The organism is Arcicella sp. GW458-12-2-14-TSB2 (genome assembly GCF_059423785.1).
In genome coordinates this window covers 1-17,149 of sequence record NZ_JBWKYN010000039.1, presented here as the reverse complement: position 1 = coordinate 17,149, position 17,149 = coordinate 1, and the positions used below count along the sequence as shown (strand labels likewise).

Below are 17,149 nucleotides of genomic sequence, written 5' to 3'. Positions count from 1 at the left end.
ATTTCCCTGTATTTTAATTACTTATTTCAGAATGCTGAACAGAAGAATTCAATTTATCTGTGATGGCTTTTATACGAAGTTCAGAGCGTTTGACATCTGCTCTTAAATTTTGTTTTTCAGTAACAAGTTTATTGATAAGAGCGTCGTTCTTCTCTATCTTTTTCATCGCTGATTTTATCTCATTCTGAATTTTCTGGATTTCCGACAGTTCCCTATTGATTAAACGTTGCTTAATAGAATTCGTACGTTTCTTTAATTGCTTATTTCGTTGTTTCTCAAGGAAATCATCAGAAGCAAAATAAGCTTTCTTTTCGGCATTAATACGACCAATACCCTCTTTCCTTACTTTCAAAGCTATTTCAGGGTTTACATTCAGACCAAGCGAGCGCATTTTTTTATACACAACGCCATATCTTAAACCCAAATGTTCACAAATCTCGGGTAGAGGTTTACTGTAATGATGCTCCTTTAAATAATCAATGGCTTCCTCAGTCCATTTGGTAACGCCTTCTCTGCCCGAAGGAACACCTTTTCTACTTGCTTGGCGCACTTTCCTAAGCTCTTCTCCTACTGTGAGTTTAAATCTTTTAAGTTGCCCTCTTACAGACTCCCAACTTCTTCCAAGTTGATCAGAAATTTCTCTGGATGTCAAATTCTGAAAATTTTCTTTGAGGAAATCAATTTCCTCTTGAGTCCATTTCGTTGTAATTCTTTTGGGAGGTTTGGGCGCAACTTCACTTCTCAGTACCACTCCATCCTTGACGTAGTTGATGATTCTTAATTTATTTTTCTTTGCCATTTGCTTTTTTTACTAAATTTCAAAACAATGTTTGCGTGATGGGGAACAGCGAAAAATGTATTGAGGACTCTCAAAACATTCAATATTATGGTTAGCAAAGGGTTTCTGTTTAACAAACTTCGTACATTATTCTTAAAAAAACAAATAACAAGTTTAGGATAAAACTAATTTCTTAAAAATAAAAATAGCTCCAAAAATGGAGCTATTTAGAACGAAAATTCTTATTAAAAAATTGTAGATGACCACTACAATTTTTGTTCAGCCATTTGAATATCTGGAATTGAAGTATCATCCAACCCTACACGACCTCTTTCTTTTCTTACAATTCTTGAATATAAGCCTACTTCTTGACTAAATAAAAAGGTGAAAAATAATTTCACAAATGAAGTATGGTATTTCAAATCATCATAAAACTCAGGAGCAGCAGCCTTTAATTTTGGTAAATTATTCCAAGGTACTGATGGCATATCGTGGTGTTCGTTGTGGTATCCAACATTCATATTGATTAAATTCAAACCGCCATAATAGCTATATGTTTCTTGGTCTTTATCCAATACAAGATAATGTTCTTGAATCCATCTTGCACCCAGTGGATGTAAACCTACTGAGAACATAAAACTTGCACCCATATATCCTAGTGCTGACCATCCCCAGAAATACCAAATGACAACATCAAAGGCAATTTGAGCAAAAATATTCATCAATACCCAACGGTCTATTACGGCTAATTCTAAACAACGAAGTGTACGAATTACTTGAAAAATTGGGAATAATAACAACCAGATTGTTTTACCTAAGAAGTAATTATTAATCATTTTTGCCTCCCATTTATCTGGTAAGTCAGCATCCAATTCGTGTACTCCTTGAAAAGCGTGGTGCTTTAAGTGATAGTTTTTAAATGAAATGGCTGTAGGGACTAATGATGGAAAATTAGCAATGATACCAGCATACACATTCCACGATGGTTTTTTGAAAACAAGGTTGTGCGAAGCCTCATGGATACAAATAAATAATGTATGTGATGGAAAAGCACCAATGCACCAAGCAGCTGCTAAAATAATATACCACGCTTGGTCTTTTACCAAATAAGTCATCAGGATTTGAATTGACACGCAAGCCAAAATCCATACCATTGTCATTGGATTTTTAGTGATTAACTTCTTGACCTCGGGGTGAGCCTTCAAAATCTGCCTTGTACGCAAACGGTGTGGTTCAGAACCTGTCACATGAGTAAAATCTTGTTGATACGCCATTTAATTTTAATTTAATTCGTTATTGAAATTACTGTTTGAATCTTATTTGAAAAAATCTTTCAAATATACTGCTAACCTAACGTTTTATCAATTTGTTTAACAATATTTACGCTTATTCGCCTGGATGATACGTCTTTTCTGCATTTTTTATCACATCACTCTTATAAAAATAGACATCCTTAAACTGTCCCTTTGTGTACATTAATAACTGGTCTTTAAAATGTTTTGAGGTTGGGTCGCCACTTTCGCCACCTGCCAACAAAGATTTAGCCTTTATTTTGTCACCAAATTCTACTGCACAAATAAAACTATTACCCCCCACGCCATATCTTTTATTGGTTCCTTGGTAATACCTGCTATTATAAGATGGCAACGACCCCCACAATGCTGAAGCAAAACCTACAGGTACACTTGGCTCATTATCATTATATTTTGTTTGTAAATCACCTGTCAATCTTTGAAAACGATTTAGTTCGCCCCAAGGTATTTGCCAAGTACCAAATTTTTTATTCAAATCGTTAATTACTGTCACCAAAGGAGGCATAAACTTTGCTACATCAGCATTGGCAGCAAATCTTTTAGTATTCTCTACCTGATCCGTTTCGCCTTGGTCTATGTATAATCTTTGTATCACTGGGCTAAGTTTCTGTGCCCATTCTACTGCCAAAGTAGTAGCTACAGAACTTTCAGATGAATGATAATCCCATGCTTTCAAGACTTCAATTGGTGCTTTTAGTTGCGTATAGAGCGAATCGTTTTGCTTTACGTCACGTTCAAATGTTTTCACCAAAGCTGGTATCAATATTTCAAAAGCCGATAAATAAGTATCATACCCTGCGGCGATTACTTTGTCGATGGTATATTTTTTCTCACGGTCTAATACCCTTACTGCATTTACTCCTCTAAAGTTTTCACCATCAGGAGCCATATAGGATGGATAATTTTCTCGTTTAGGACTATTAGCCCCTGCCACTGAAAAGGGGGTTGAATTGCAATTTTGCAACCACCCGTTGACAGGATTATACAAATGGACGGTTTCATCTACCTCATGCAAGCCTTTCCATTCTGTAGCAGCTATTGAGCCATCTACAGGTTTAGCCCAATTATATTGGTTATCTCTTTTAGGAATATAGTTACCATGCCAATAAGCGATATTACCTTTATAATCAGCAAAAACAGTATTGTTGGACGTATTCGCCTTTAAAGCCATCACTTGCTTATATTCCTCAAACCCTTTCGCCTTGGTTCTTTTCCAACTCTGAATCATACTGACAATAGAACGATTATAAGATTTTAGGCTCACCCATTTATCATCTCTTTTACCCATAACTGGCCCGTGATGTGTAAAATATGTACTAAAGGTTTTCTGTTTTAATACATTGTCAGCGAGGTAACTAATCGTGATTTTCTTTTCTATTACAGGCTTCAAAGCGCCTTCATATTCATAAAAATACTTGTCGCCTTTTTTGCTAATCTTTTCCGCATACATATCGGCAACATCTACGTTACTAGAGGTGTGCATCCAACCGCAATATTGATTAAACCCCTGATAAACAAACATTTGCCCCCAAGTAACGGCTCCATATGCATTCAGTCCTTCTTCACTAACCACTTGTACTTCTGGTCGGAAGTAAAAAGTAACGTGTGGATTAATGTATAATATAGCTTTGCCTGATTGCGTAATCTTAGGAGAAAACGCAAACCCGTTTGAACCTGTTTGTTGCTCAGGATTTTTAGGAACAGCTACCGCAGACACTAAACTACCTGAGTAAAAATTCTTTAAATCAGCTATGCTTAAATCGGCTGTACTGATTGCACCAATACTTCCATCTGTCCATAACAATGCATACCACGGTTTAAAGCGTGTTAACATAGCAGGTTTTACTGCTGGATGTTTGTATAAATAAAAGTTGATACCATCGGCATAAGCATTTAACAATTTCTTCAACCAAGGTGCTGCCTTTTGATAATCTGCTTTGGCTTCGGTAGTATCAATCAGCAAGCGAATTTGTAAATCGTTATAGAGTTCTGATTCACCTTTTAGTTCTGCAATTCTTCCAAGCTTTTCAATATAATTCATCTCTACCCGCTTGAAATCATCTTCACATTGGGCATAAAGTAAGCCAAAAACGGCATCAGCATCCGATTTGCCATAAATATGAGGAATACCCCAATTGTCACGAATAATACTTACTCGCTTCGCCTGTGCCTCAAAGCGACTGATTTCAGTAGTTGAAAATTTTTGTGCAAGAATTGAAAAAGGAAGGAAAAACAGTAAAATAATTTTTCTCATATTGATATAGTATTGAATGATGAAGTATTCTGTATTAACAAACATACAAAATACAACGAAATTTCTCTCAATACTAATTTAAAACTTTCTCTCAATGCTTGAAATGCACTAAACTTTAGGCAAATTAGACAAATAGGCATGATTTAAGAATGATATTTCTAGTAGGACTTAAGTGATATATGTTATTATTAACACTTTGTTATTAAGTAAGCTCGTTTGTAATAGTATATCCTATCATCATAAAGAACTCCCTATTTAAGAATGAGTTAAGTTCTTAAATAAGGAGTTCCTTGTCAATAATTATTTATTTTTAATGCTTTGTATGATCCTTCATGCTCATCTTTTTATCAAAACAATGTATCGCACATGCAACAGACTTATAGCTATCATGCACATTCCCTAATTTGTTCCCTTTGGCATCATAGATATTACAGGTTTCATCTTTATTATCCACTACCTTCAACATAATATCATTGTTAGGATCAAAATATGTTTTCCCATCTTTTCCCCAATGTCCCATTTTTTTACCATTTCCATCAGTCAGATTACCTTGGTTATCAATGAAGCCTACTTTTTGTCCTTTTGCATCTTTTATAAACTGGTCTTTTGACACACTTCCTATCTTTGTACCATTAAAATAGATATCTCCTTTAGCATCAATCAAATGTCCTTTATAATCTTTTACTTGCTGAGCGAAACTTATCGAAATCACACTCATTACAAAAGCGAAAACCATTATTGCCTTTTTCATTTTGGTATTTATTTTATTAGTTTAACACTGAAAAATCATTTTAGCTAAAACACTTAACTCCCTGATTTACAGTTCAAATTTATTATACTAATACTACCTAAAACATGAAGATTGTCAGCAATTATAATGAGAATTATTAGAGAACATTTATTATCTCAAAATGCGTTTAAAACTATGGTCATTTATATTCAATGAATTTTAAGAATAAAGGAAAACACAATTATTTACGCTTCATCCTCCGCAAAAGTCAGGTAATACCCATCAATATCTTTAATCGTAAATTCTGTTGCGCCATAAAAAGTCTTTTCTAGTCCTTTTACGATTTCTACTTTATCTTTAATGCTTTCAAAAAAATCTCGAATTTGTTTTAGTTTGATATAAAATAGCAAGCTCCCCCCTAGTCTGTTTCTATCAATATCAGGCAATTCTTCGCCTAAACTATCCATCGTCTGCAACATTATCGTTACCCCTCCATTGGAGAGCATCACCCAAACGAAATCTCCTTCTTCAGGAACACTCATGATAGTTTCAAAACCAATTTGTTTATAAAATTCAATCGATTTATTGATGTCTTTGACAAAGTTATTTACCGTTAAGCTTTCCATGTTATTGTTGTTTATATGTTGGTGCCAAGTTAATGTTTTTACACTTAAAAATTTCTAAGCATTTGTTACTTTTTATTGAAAGATACTAAACAAACAAAGCCCCTCAAAAGAAAATCCTTCAAGGGGCTTTGTTTAAAATAATATCGGTAGACTAAGCTACAGCTTCTACATTTTTTTGTTCAATATTTACTGTCGAATTTGCTTTCAAAACTACAGCTTCGTTGTACACAAAAATGGTAATATCATCTCCAGCCAAATTTTCGATGACTACTTCATGAGCAAAAGTTTTGATATTCAACAAATTGTCTCTGAAACGAATTTTAAAGGAGAATGAATTCCAGTTTTCAGGTACGAATGGTGCTAAATATACCTGACCATTACGAACACGCATACCGCCAAATCCTTTTACGATTGACATCCAAGTACCTGCCATCGAAGTAATATGGCAACCATCTTCGGTATCATTATTATAATCATCTAAATCCAGACGTGCCGAACGTTGATAGAATTCATAAGAACGAGCCTTATCTCCTAACTTAGCCGCAATAATCGAATGCACACATGGACTTAATGATGACTCATGAACCGTCATTGGTTCATAGAAATCATAATTACGCTTGATCGTTTCGGCATCAAAGTCATCTTCAAAGAAATATATTCCTTGCAACACGTCAGCTTGTTTGATAAAACAAGAGCGTAATATTCTATCCCACGACCATTTTTGATTGATTGGTCTGTCATGAGCTGGAAGATTAGTTACTTTTATTAATTCTTTATCCAAGAAACCATCTTGTTGTAAGAAAATGCCTAAGTCTTTATCTTCGCCCAAGTACATATTTCCTGTAATACTACTGAATTTTTCAAATTCTACCGCTTCATCAAGGTTAGTCAAGCTTGCTAACTCATTATAACGCTCTGGATTCGATGCTTTTATTTTATCAGCAACTTCCATCAAATACTTCATACACCAAACAGCGAAATAACTTGTGTACCAGTTATTATTCACGTTGTTTTCGTATTCGTTTGGTCCCGTCACTCCCAACATCACATATTGCTTTTTCGCTTCCGACCAGTTTACACGCTGTGCCCAGAAACGAGCAATGCCTAATAAGACTTCAAAACCGTATTCAGCTAGATAAGCTTCGTCGCCTGTATAGTTTACATAGTCATAAATGGCATAAGCAATGGCTCCATTACGGTGAATTTCTTCAAAGGTAATTTCCCATTCGTTATGGCATTCTTCGCCATTCATCGTAACCATTGGATACAATGCGGCACCATCTTTAAAACCTAGTTTTTGGGCATTCTCAATGGCTTTACCTAACTGTTTCCAACGATAAACCAATAAGTTACGAGCTACTTGTTGGTCGGCAGTTGCTAAGTAAAAAGGAATACAATAAGCTTCGGTATCCCAATACGTTGAGCCACCATATTTTTCGCCAGTAAAACCTTTTGGTCCAATATTCAAACGAGCATCTTCCCCGGTATAAGTTTGGTTCATCTGGAAAATATTGAAACGGATACCTTGCTGAGCAGCCACATCACCTTCAATCACAATATCATTCATTTCCCATTTTGATGCCCACTTTTCAGCTTGTTCTACTAGCATTTTATCAAAGCCTTTGGCTTCAATGTTGGCTAAATAAGCTTTGGCTTTAGGGAGTAAATCTTCTATTTTATGGTTTTCAGAAGAAAGGTTACAAGCATATTTTACTAAAACAGTTTCTTCATTGGCTTTTACACTCAAAGTAACTTGACTAGCTACATATTTTTCTGCTTTTTGAGGGAAGCTTTTAAAATCAATTGCTTTGCCTTCTTGAAAAATTTGGAATTTCTGACCTGTTACTACATGAAAACCTGTTTTCTTAGTAACCATCTCTATATATCCTTCAGCAAAGGCAGTTTCTTTATGTACTTCGTCCCAGAATTTTTCATCATAGTTGGCATCTTTATTTTTAATATCGCCATCTATAAATGGAGTCAGCACAAGCTTTCCGTCAAAATTAAGGGGTGTAATTGCGTAAGAAATTGCACCCGATTCGTCATCAACAATAGAATTGAAGCGTGTGGTATTAACTTTCACCTGTCTGCCCGACGGCAAAGTAGCCACAAAAGAACGTTGTAAATAACCTTCTTTCATGTTCAAAACTCGCCTAAAATCATTTACTTCAGCAGTATGTAAATCAAGAATTTCATCTTCTATTTCAACTTTAATACCAATCCAGTTGGCAGCATTCAACACCTTTGCGAAATATTCAGGGTAGCCGTTTTTCCACCAACCTACACGTGTTTTGTCGGGGTAATATACACCAGCTACATAATTTCCTTGGAGTGTTTTTCCAGTGAAGGTTTCTTCAAAATTTCCTCTTTGTCCCATTCGGCCATTGCCTAAAGAGCAAACAGATTCCGTAATTTCGTTGAATTCACGATTAAATCCCTCTTCGATGATACACCATTCATCGTGTTTAAGATAGTCTTTCATATATGGTTATACTCGGTTAGTTTGTTTATTAAGATAAAGATAAAATCTCTATCTTCACGAAAAAACTAATCAAATCAACTGATTATCAATAGCTTAATCATGTATTTATAAAAATGGTTAATAGTAAATTAAACAACAATTCTCGACTTTTACATAAAAACAGCATTATTATTTAGAAAAAACATCAGAATAATACCATTACACCGTAAAAGTCATAATTTCTGTGCGAATTTATACTAGAATTTTAACACTCAATTTGCTGTGCTAAACTGTATTTTGGATAAATATTAAAAGTTCAATCTATCCAAAGTCATTTCCTCAAAGCCCGCAATCACAAAATCTGCTTCTGTTAAAATATCAGCAGCACCTACTCCGATTGCTTTCATACCTCCTGCTTTAGCAGCTTGTATCCCTGCTACTGCATCTTCAAATACTACGCATTCACTTGGCAATGTACCTGTTGCTTCCGCTCCCATCAAAAATACTTGTGGGTCTGGCTTGCCTTTGGTGATGTTATTACCATCAATAATGGCATCAAAATAATCTAACATATTGATTCTTTCTAAAATCAATTTAGAATTTTTACTAGCCGAACCCAAAGCGATTTTAATACCTGCTTCACGAAGGTCAGTAAGAAACTTTTCAACACCTAGGAGTACTTCCTTGGGGGTCATTAGTTTTACTAAATCTAGGTACCAGTCATTTTTACGAGTTGCCCATGCTAATTTCTCTGCTTCCGTTAAAGTAACATTTCCCCATTTAAGAATCAATTCCAATGATTCCATGCGCGAAATACCTTTTAATTGTTCGTTCTGATGTTCAGTAAAATCAAAGCCTAATTCGTTCGCAAGGCGTCTCCAAGCTTGAAAATGATATACTGCTGTATCAACAATTACGCCATCTAAATCGAATAGGCAAGCTTTAATCTTTGTCATGTGGATTTTTTTAGTTAGTGAATTGTGAGTTAGTGATTGAGTGAATTATCGGACTTCGAATATGTTATTTCTTCTGTGAAAATATCTTTTAAGAAATGAAACAAATGAAAATTTTAACATACCTTAATCACAACTCACTCAATCACTAATTCACAATTATGTTTGTAAGGATTTACTTATTTTTTTAATTCAAGAATCGTGATTGACATTGCTGGGATTTTTAACGTTTTTAAATCTCCCACCAATGCATCTGTCATAATATTTTTGGCAGTACTGAACCCCGACATTCTTTCTGAAAATCTTTGAGTATCCAGATTTTTATCTTCTTTATTTTGGCTCATGATTACCATAACGCTTTCGTTTTCGGTATATCTAAAGTACACATAAATTCCATCCTGTGGTAAAAACTGTGTTAATTTCCCTGTAGTAATAGCATAGCTATTTTTACGATAGTTGGCCAATTTTTTCACAAAATCAAAAGCTTCATTCTCTTTCTCTGTTCTACCTGAAGCCAAAAATTTATTTACTTTATCATCAGCCCAACCACCTTCAAAATCCTTGCGTACTTCTGCATCCGATGGATTTTTAAAGTTTTTAGTCAGGTTTTCTGTACCATAATATAAATGTGGTACTCCACGAGTAGTTAATAAAAAGCCTACTCCTAGTTTAAATTTATTAAAATCTTCGCCAATAACAGAATAAAATCTATCCATATCATGGTTATCCAAGAAAGTCATGTTCAAGTTGGCATCTTCATAGAGGGCATCCATTGCCAAAGTAGCATACAACCGATTAAACCCTTTTCCCCAATCGAACCCTTGGTTTAATGCATCATTAATGGCATTAAACAGTACAAAGTCGTTGGCAGAAGGCAATGAGCTTTTGAAGGGTACATTCAGGTTATTTTTCGCAAAATAGGCTTGAGAATAAGCACTTTGTACAGAGTTTTCACCCGTGATAAACATTTTAGGATATTCTTCTGCCAAGGCAGCATTACAACGATTCATAAAATTCAAATCATTGTATTGGTAGGTATCGATTCTCCAGCCATCAATCCCAAAGTTTTCAACCGTCCAAAGGGCATGTTGAATCAAAAAGTTAGCGACATATTCATTTTTATGGTTTAAGTCTGGCAAGAAAGGAACAAACCAACCATTTTGTTGTACTTTAAAATCAGCAGCCGAACCATGCAAAATATCAACCACAGGTTCATCACGGTACGAAGTATTAGTATAAGTATCCCATTGATTCAACCAATTTTTCATTGGTAAATCTTTCAAAATCCAGTGGTTGATTCCTACGTGATTATACACAGCATCTTGAATAATTTTTAATCCTTTGGCATGAGATGCTTCTATTAATTTTTTATATGCTTCATTACCGCCAAGACGTTTATCTACATTATAATGGTCTGTAAAACCATAACCATGATAGGCCGAACGCATGGCACCACCTTCGTTGGTTTGGGGTTGATTGTTTTCTACAACTGGATTCAGCCAAATAGTAGTAGCGCCTAATTCTTTTACATAATCTAAATGATTTTGTACCCCTAGCAAATCTCCTCCGTGACGTAAAAATGGATTTGTACGGTCGGAAACAGGGTCAGCCATATCGGCAAATTTATCGTTAGAGGGGTCACCATTTGAAAAACGATCAGGAAGGATTAAATAAATAAAATCTTTTGAATTGATTTCCTGTGGCTTTTGGTCACGTACTTTTAATTGAAAAGGTTGCGTTATTTTTACGATTTGGTCTACTACTTGCTTTTTCCCTTTTTGCACTTTCACCGTTTTTGAAAGCTCAATCATCATTTGCCCAGCTTGGGTGGCTGGTGCAATTGTTAAATCAAGAAATAGGTAATTAGGGTTCTCCACTTTGTTTACTTTTTCCAAAGAAACTCCCGGATAATTGATTTTCACGTCGCAATCGCCAATGTTTTTGCCATAAACTAAGAGTTGTAGCTTGGGGTTTTTCATACCGACCCACCAGTTAGTCGGGTTAATACGTTGAACACTTGTGGTTTGAGCCAGCAAAGCATTCATCAAGAAACATAAAAGAATAGATAAAATTGTTTTTTTCATTTGTTTAAGATGGTTAATGGAAATACAGTAAAATAGCGCAAACTCGGGTAAAAAAGGATTTTATAAACGTTGGATTCTACTTTTTTCAGTATCATTCATGCAATTTTTCAAATAATTTCAAGAATTTCCTAATAATAAAATCTTAAATTGTGAGCAATTTAATGCAAAGATAAAAGAAAGCTAAAAGAAACGAATCTGTGCTAATCTGTCCTAATACCCAAATTTTATTCTAAAAATGTCTCAAAATTCAATCAAAGTCACAACATTATTAGGCTTAGTTTTTGTCGTTTTTTGGGCAAATGCTCAACAAACCATCAAAGCACTCCCAGCCACTGAGCAAAATGCTATTGCCAAAACCAAGAATTATAGTAAATTCAAAGATAGAGACCCTAAAAAAAGTAAAATCATAGTCCAAAAAAATATGACAAAGATCAAAAACGACAAATTAGTAATTTTACAAATGATGTTTCACCTTTGGGGAAACAAGAATACTACGAATAAATTTAATGGCTCTGCTACTGAAAATGGTGTTACTAAATTTTCTGATATTAATGATTTAGCCCTAAAAAAGCTCAAAGATTATGGTTATTCACATCTTTATATGACAGGCTTAATCGAGCATGCCACTATGGAAGATTTGACAGCTTATGGTATTCCTAAAGATCATCCAGATGTAGTAAAGGGGAGGTCTGGTTCGCCCTTTGCTATTAAAGACTATTATGATGTCAACCCTTTTTTTGCCGATAAGCCTAAAAATAGAATGAAAGAGTTTGCTGAAATGGTTGAAAGGGTTCATCAAAATGATTTAAAACTCATTATGGATTTTGTGCCTAACCACGTAGCAAGGGTATATCATTCTGATATGAAACCAAAAGACGTTGAAGATTTCGGTGAAAAAGATGATACCACGAAATTATTCGACCCACATAATAATTTCTATTATTTACCTGATACGCAATTTCAGATTCCTGATGGCGTAAATCCTCCTGTAGAAGTAGACGGGCCTTATGTTGAAACGCCTGCAAAAGTATCGGGTAATGATGTTTTCTCTCCACATCCTAGTATCGACGATTGGTTCGAGACAGTAAAACTTAATTATGGTGTTGATATCCAAAATGGCAGACAAACTCATTTTGACCCTATCCCAAGTACTTGGCTAAAAATGGTAAATATTCTAAAATATTGGGCTTCTAAAGGTGCAGATGGTTTCCGTTGCGACATGGCAGAGATGGTTCCTTATGAGTTTTGGAAATATGCTATTAAAGAGGTAAAGAAGAGCTATCCAGATATTATTTTCATTGCTGAAATATATAATCCAAAGGAATATCATAATTATATTAAAATAGGAGGTTTTGATTACTTATACGATAAAGTAGGTTTGTATGATGGCCTTCGTCATTTAGTAGAAAACAGAGATGATGCCAGTGTAGAAAGCATTACGAATGTTTGGCAGCATGAGTCTGGCGATATTTCTGAGCACATGCTAAGGTTTTTAGAAAATCACGATGAAGTGAGAATTAATACGGCGGCTTTTTCTAAAGGGTATCCTATGGCAGCAGTTCCTGCGATGGTAGTAACGGCTACCTTGCATACAGGACCAGTGATGATTTACTTTGGTCAGGAATTAGGAGAGTCTGCTTCTGAACCAGAGGGTTTTAATAGGGCCGAAGACCGCACGACTATGTTTGACTTCTGGGGTGTAAAATCACATCAAGCGTGGATGAACAATGGTAAATTTGATGGTAAGCTATTGACAGAAGAACAAAAGAATATCAGAAAATTCTATGGCGATTTAATCAAATTTGTCAATACTTCTGATGCTGTACAAACTGGAAATTTCTTTGATTTGCAATACATTCAAAATGGTAATTACGACCGTAGAAAAGTATATAGTTACTTACGTTATTCTGGTAAGCAAAAGCTTTTAATTGTTTGTAATTTTGACCATTTTCAAACAAAAAAGTTCGATTTAGTAGTTCCAGAAGGTGCATGGTCGTCAATGGGATTAAAGCCGAGCAAAGACGCTACTTTTAAAGGTAAATTCAATCAAAAAGAGCAATTTACTCAAAGTGCGAGTCAATCTATTCCTGTTACAATCAATCCCAATTCAGTACTTATTTATGAAATTTCTCAGAAAAAATAGAATATATTTTAAATATTTTCTTAATTTGAGTCTTTAATATTACATCATTAACCATTTTATGACAAAAGATATAAAACCCCGCCTTAGCCTAGCTCAAATAATCAACATGAGCATAGGCTTTATGGGTATTCAATTTGGCTTAGCATTACAAAATGCAAATACAAGCCGTATTTTTGCAACCTTAGGCGCTAATCCTGATGACATCCCGATTCTATGGATAGCAGCTCCATTAACAGGATTCTTTGTTCAACCAATTATTGGTTACATGAGCGACCGTACTTGGCATGCAAGATGGGGTCGTCGCCGTCCATTCTTTTTTGCTGGAGCTATTTTTGCAACGATTGCCTTGGTCGCTATGCCACAATCGACTATGTTGTGGGTAGCGGGTGCTATACTTTGGATGATGGATGCTTCAATTAATATCTCCATGGAGCCTTTCAGGGCTTTCGTAGGCGATATGCTTCCAAAAGAACAGAGAACAAGCGGATTTGCGATACAAACATTTTTTATTGGTGTTGGTGCAATGATTGCTTCCGCACTACCTTCCATCCTTGATTATTTTGGTGTACCTAATACTGCTGCTCAAGGAATTGTACCAGATACCGTTAGATGGTCATTTTACATCGGTGCTTTTGCATATTTTGCTTGTATTCTTTGGACGATATTAAAAACCAACGAATATCCGCCAGAAGATATGGAAGTTTTTCAAAAAGAAAAAGACGAAATGAATTTTATGCATGGCATGAAAGAAACTGTCAATGGATTGTTCAATATGCCAAAAGTTATGAAGCAGTTGTCTATCGTTCAATTTTTCTCTTGGCTTGGTTTATTCTCTATGTGGCTTTTTACGAATGATGCTGTAACAAAAAATATTTTTGGTACAACAGATACTAAATCAGAGATATATAATCAAGGAGCTAACTTCGTAGGTATCTGTTTTTTAGTCTATAATGGAGTAGCGATGTCGTTCGCCTTATTTCTACCAATTTTAGCCAAACAATTTGGAAGAAAGCTAACGCATTTAATTTGTTTAACAGCAGGTGGTGTTGGACTTATCTCAATTATGTTTGTAACAACAAAATATGCTTTATTACCCTCATTTGTAGGAATTGGCATTGCATGGGCAAGTATTTTAGCAATGCCTTATGCGATGTTATCGGGAAGTTTACCTGCCAATAAAATGGGGTATTATATGGGTGTTTTCAACTTTTTTATCGTGATTCCACAGATAGTTGCTAGTTTGGGTCTAAAAAAATTCATGAATTTAACGCAATTAGAACCAATACATATCGTTACTTTGGGGGGAGTATTCATGATTTTGGGAGGATTACTCACACTACGTGTAGAAGATAACGATTAAATAATACATGAGAAAAAGTAATTTAAGTACGCTTAACAGAAACCTTGCAAGCTTGATAAAACCTTGCAAGGTTTTTATATTTTCGTCGCTGTTGGTTACAGCCGCTAGCTTTCAACAGCCACTATCTGATGAAGAAATTTATCAAAGGAAAATCCAAATGGCACAGGGTAGTAATATGCACGATTATACCTTAAACATTGCCAAAAGTTTTCTAAACAGACCTTACAAGGCTTCTACACTTGAAAATCCTAATGAGGAGAAACTAGTAGTAGACCTACGGGAATTTGATTGCTCAACTTTTGTGGAAAGCTGTGTAGCCATGGGCTTGACGTATCGTAAAAATGATATTTCTTTTGAAAAATTCCAATATTATTTAAAACGCCTCAGATATTATAACAAAGGGCAAATAAAGGGATATGAATCAAGAATTCATTATTTTTCCGATTGGATTTATACCCACAACAAAGACGGACTTTTAGATGACATCACTAGTTCGTTAGGAGGTGTTCCTATAAAAAAGGAAATAAATTTCATGAGCTCGCACTGGGATAAAAATCCTAACGCAGCTAATATAGCACTACAAGAAAAAATAAAGAAGGTAGAGAATAAAATCAGTAATCAAGATTTTTATTTTATCCCAAAAGCTAAAATCAGAAGTATAGAAGATAAAATCATGAATGGTGATATTATCGGGATTACAACCAATATTGATGGATTAGATATTACCCATGAAGGTTTTGCTATCAGATTGCAAGACAAACGGGTGTATTTACTTCATGCTTCTTCGGAGTTCAAAAGAGTAATGGTAACCGACAGGCCATTGGCAGAATATATGGCTCCTAAAAAAAATCAGACTGGCATCATGGTGGCTAGATTCAAATTAGAATAATAGCCTCAACATAATGCCAGCTTTCAATGCTATTTCTTGAACATTAAATTTTTATGGTTCAAGAATTTCTTAAACGAAAAAGTTCCAATATTCTCTGCCTTAGTTTCGGCAGCGTTTGTGGAGCTTTTTTCATTTCTATAGAATCTATTACCCATATAAACGTCGTTAATGGTAATAGATTTACTTTTTATTCTACGCGCTATTTTCATAGCCTCACTGTCTTTCCCAGCAAAAACGGAACAGTTAAAAGTACTGTTTGAATCATTGGCGAAATCAAGTGCCTGCGTTTCATTCAAGAATGATTTTACAGGCAAAATAGGTCCAAATGTCATTTCTTTCATGATTTTCATGTGGTGACTCACATTTGTTAGAATAGTAGGACGACAATAAATACTTCCTTTTTGAACAATACATTTTTCAGAACCCGCTACGATGACTGCCCCTTTCTTGACAGCATCAGCCAATTGTTCGTTGATATTCGTAGCTTGTTTTTCTGTAATGATAGGCCCTATTTGTCCATATTCAATGTTGGGATAGTTCAGCGTCAATAAATTGCTTTTACCAACCAATCTTGATAAAAACTGTGAATGGATATTGCGATGAACGTATACTCTTTCGATAGACTCTAGTGATTGACCTGCGTTAAAAGTTCCGCCCCATAGAATAGCAGATGAGGCACTCTCAATATCTGCGGTTTCTGTAACGATAGCAGCTCCTTTTCCTCCAAATGTTAACTGTGCAGGTACAAAATGTTTAGCACTTGTTTCAAATACTTTTCTAGCTTTCTCTTCTGACCCCGTAAAGCAAATTAAATCGGTAATGCTACAAAGCATTTCTCCTACTTCTTTTTCACCTTCAATAAAATGCAATAAGTTATTAAAATGCGGTATTTGGCTAATCGTTTTTTCAAGCACTCTAACAAACCTTGGTGTTTTTTCAGAAGGCTTCACCAATACACTATTGCCAGCTAACAGTGCTGGAATAGCCTGCATCATTGCACTCTGAAAAGGGAATTGCCAAGTACTGATAATCCCGACTAGCTCGAAGGGGTTGGAATATTCTTCGATATGATAAGTATTATTATGAAGAATAGTTTGGACTTCTACTTTAAAATAATCCTGAGCTAAATCACAAAATTGGTCGATGGCAACCAATACTAAATTTATTTCATAAACAGTTTCTATTTTTCTACCAGTATCTAATATCAATACTTCGGTAAGTTCTTCAAGATGTCTTTCCAAGACTTTTTTCCAACGCTGAATTGTTTTTATTCTTTGCTCAATACCGATAGCCTGCCAGCTTTTTTGGGCATGACGCATTGCATCAGCTTTTATCTTGAGTGTTTCAAAAGAGAGTTGAGATATTTCATAATCATATAAACCAGTTCTTGGATTTCTTACTTTCATTTAATTAAAGGCTTAAAATTAATGCAATCACTTAAAGTTAAGTGCATTTTTCAAATATACATTTTTTGATTAGTTTTTAAATATTTTTAAAAGGTTAATCACATAGATTAAAATAAAAAAATATAGATAACACTAAAATAATTAATCAGGAT

At 34.9% G+C, this 17,149-nt stretch carries 12 protein-coding genes; 3 read left to right on the top strand and 9 right to left on the bottom strand.

Annotation, left to right across the window (positions count from 1 at the left end):
• Window positions 1–13: 13 nt before the first annotated feature.
• The 8 genes from AC07XN_RS07910 to AC07XN_RS07875 all read right to left on the bottom strand — a co-directional run bounded on the left by AC07XN_RS07910 (window position 14) and on the right by AC07XN_RS07875 (window position 11,199).
• Window positions 14–799, bottom strand: coding sequence for a hypothetical protein (locus tag AC07XN_RS07910; RefSeq protein WP_494742640.1), 786 nt, complete (start codon window positions 797–799; stop codon window positions 14–16).
• A gap of 245 nt (window positions 800–1,044) precedes the next feature.
• Entirely contained in the window at window positions 1,045–2,052 is a 1,008-nt protein-coding gene (locus AC07XN_RS07905; protein ID WP_309916179.1) for a fatty acid desaturase, read from the bottom strand.
• A 112-nt stretch (window positions 2,053–2,164) separates the two neighbouring features.
• Window positions 2,165–4,345: a penicillin acylase family protein gene (locus AC07XN_RS07900; protein ID WP_494742639.1), complete on the bottom strand. Its 2,181-nt coding sequence runs from the start codon at window positions 4,343–4,345 to the stop codon at window positions 2,165–2,167.
• 310 nt (window positions 4,346–4,655) lie between these two features.
• Window positions 4,656–5,096 (bottom strand): 5-fold beta-flower protein, encoded by a 441-nt coding sequence (locus AC07XN_RS07895; protein ID WP_309916175.1) that lies wholly within the window; start codon window positions 5,094–5,096, stop codon window positions 4,656–4,658.
• Window positions 5,097–5,320: 224 nt separating this feature from the next.
• Complete coding sequence (locus AC07XN_RS07890; RefSeq protein WP_494742638.1) at window positions 5,321–5,701, bottom strand: VOC family protein; 381 nt, start codon at window positions 5,699–5,701, stop codon at window positions 5,321–5,323.
• 151 nt (window positions 5,702–5,852) lie between these two features.
• Window positions 5,853–8,183, bottom strand: a complete 2,331-nt coding sequence (locus AC07XN_RS07885) for a glycoside hydrolase family 65 protein (RefSeq protein ID WP_494742637.1) — start codon at window positions 8,181–8,183, stop codon at window positions 5,853–5,855.
• 287 nt (window positions 8,184–8,470) lie between these two features.
• On the bottom strand, window positions 8,471–9,118 hold the full coding sequence (gene pgmB / locus AC07XN_RS07880) for a beta-phosphoglucomutase (protein WP_494742636.1): 648 nt from the start codon (window positions 9,116–9,118) through the stop codon (window positions 8,471–8,473).
• Window positions 9,119–9,294: 176 nt separating this feature from the next.
• Window positions 9,295–11,199, bottom strand: a complete 1,905-nt coding sequence (locus tag AC07XN_RS07875; RefSeq protein ID WP_494742635.1) for an alpha-amylase family glycosyl hydrolase — start codon at window positions 11,197–11,199, stop codon at window positions 9,295–9,297.
• A gap of 235 nt (window positions 11,200–11,434) precedes the next feature.
• Here AC07XN_RS07875 and AC07XN_RS07870 point away from each other — a divergent pair, with 235 nt between their 5' ends.
• From AC07XN_RS07870 to AC07XN_RS07860, 3 genes are all read left to right on the top strand, one after another.
• The gene (locus AC07XN_RS07870; RefSeq protein ID WP_494742634.1) at window positions 11,435–13,342 is read left to right on the top strand and encodes an alpha-amylase family glycosyl hydrolase; all 1,908 of its coding nucleotides are present in this window, start codon (window positions 11,435–11,437) and stop codon (window positions 13,340–13,342) included.
• A gap of 106 nt (window positions 13,343–13,448) precedes the next feature.
• Entirely contained in the window at window positions 13,449–14,702 is a 1,254-nt protein-coding gene (locus tag AC07XN_RS07865) for an MFS transporter (protein WP_494742633.1), read from the top strand.
• A 7-nt stretch (window positions 14,703–14,709) separates the two neighbouring features.
• Window positions 14,710–15,591, top strand: a complete 882-nt coding sequence (locus AC07XN_RS07860; RefSeq protein WP_494742632.1) for an N-acetylmuramoyl-L-alanine amidase-like domain-containing protein — start codon at window positions 14,710–14,712, stop codon at window positions 15,589–15,591.
• Between the two features lie 29 nt (window positions 15,592–15,620).
• On the opposite strand, the gene AC07XN_RS07855 is transcribed toward AC07XN_RS07860, so the two are convergent.
• The gene (locus tag AC07XN_RS07855) at window positions 15,621–16,997 is read right to left on the bottom strand and encodes an aldehyde dehydrogenase family protein (protein WP_494742631.1); all 1,377 of its coding nucleotides are present in this window, start codon (window positions 16,995–16,997) and stop codon (window positions 15,621–15,623) included.
• Window positions 16,998–17,149: the final 152 nt, after the last annotated feature.

Bases quoted from the DNA above. Each gene is read 5' to 3' on its own strand.
- AC07XN_RS07910 (WP_494742640.1), bottom strand. From the start codon at position 799: ATGGCAAAGAAAAATAAATTAAGAATCATCAACTACGTCAAGGATGGA.
- AC07XN_RS07900 (WP_494742639.1), bottom strand. From the start codon at position 4,345: ATGAGAAAAATTATTTTACTGTTTTTCCTTCCTTTTTCAATTCTTGCA.
- AC07XN_RS07865 (WP_494742633.1), top strand. From the start codon at position 13,449: ATGAGCATAGGCTTTATGGGTATTCAATTTGGCTTAGCATTACAAAAT.
- pgmB (WP_494742636.1), bottom strand. From the start codon at position 9,118: ATGACAAAGATTAAAGCTTGCCTATTCGATTTAGATGGCGTAATTGTT.
- AC07XN_RS07855 (WP_494742631.1), bottom strand. From the start codon at position 16,997: ATGAAAGTAAGAAATCCAAGAACTGGTTTATATGATTATGAAATATCT.
- AC07XN_RS07905 (WP_309916179.1), bottom strand. From the start codon at position 2,052: ATGGCGTATCAACAAGATTTTACTCATGTGACAGGTTCTGAACCACAC.
- AC07XN_RS07875 (WP_494742635.1), bottom strand. From the start codon at position 11,199: ATGAAAAAAACAATTTTATCTATTCTTTTATGTTTCTTGATGAATGCT.
- AC07XN_RS07895 (WP_309916175.1), bottom strand. From the start codon at position 5,096: ATGAAAAAGGCAATAATGGTTTTCGCTTTTGTAATGAGTGTGATTTCG.
- AC07XN_RS07890 (WP_494742638.1), bottom strand. From the start codon at position 5,701: ATGGAAAGCTTAACGGTAAATAACTTTGTCAAAGACATCAATAAATCG.
- AC07XN_RS07870 (WP_494742634.1), top strand. From the start codon at position 11,435: ATGTCTCAAAATTCAATCAAAGTCACAACATTATTAGGCTTAGTTTTT.
- AC07XN_RS07860 (WP_494742632.1), top strand. From the start codon at position 14,710: ATGAGAAAAAGTAATTTAAGTACGCTTAACAGAAACCTTGCAAGCTTG.
- AC07XN_RS07885 (WP_494742637.1), bottom strand. From the start codon at position 8,183: ATGAAAGACTATCTTAAACACGATGAATGGTGTATCATCGAAGAGGGA.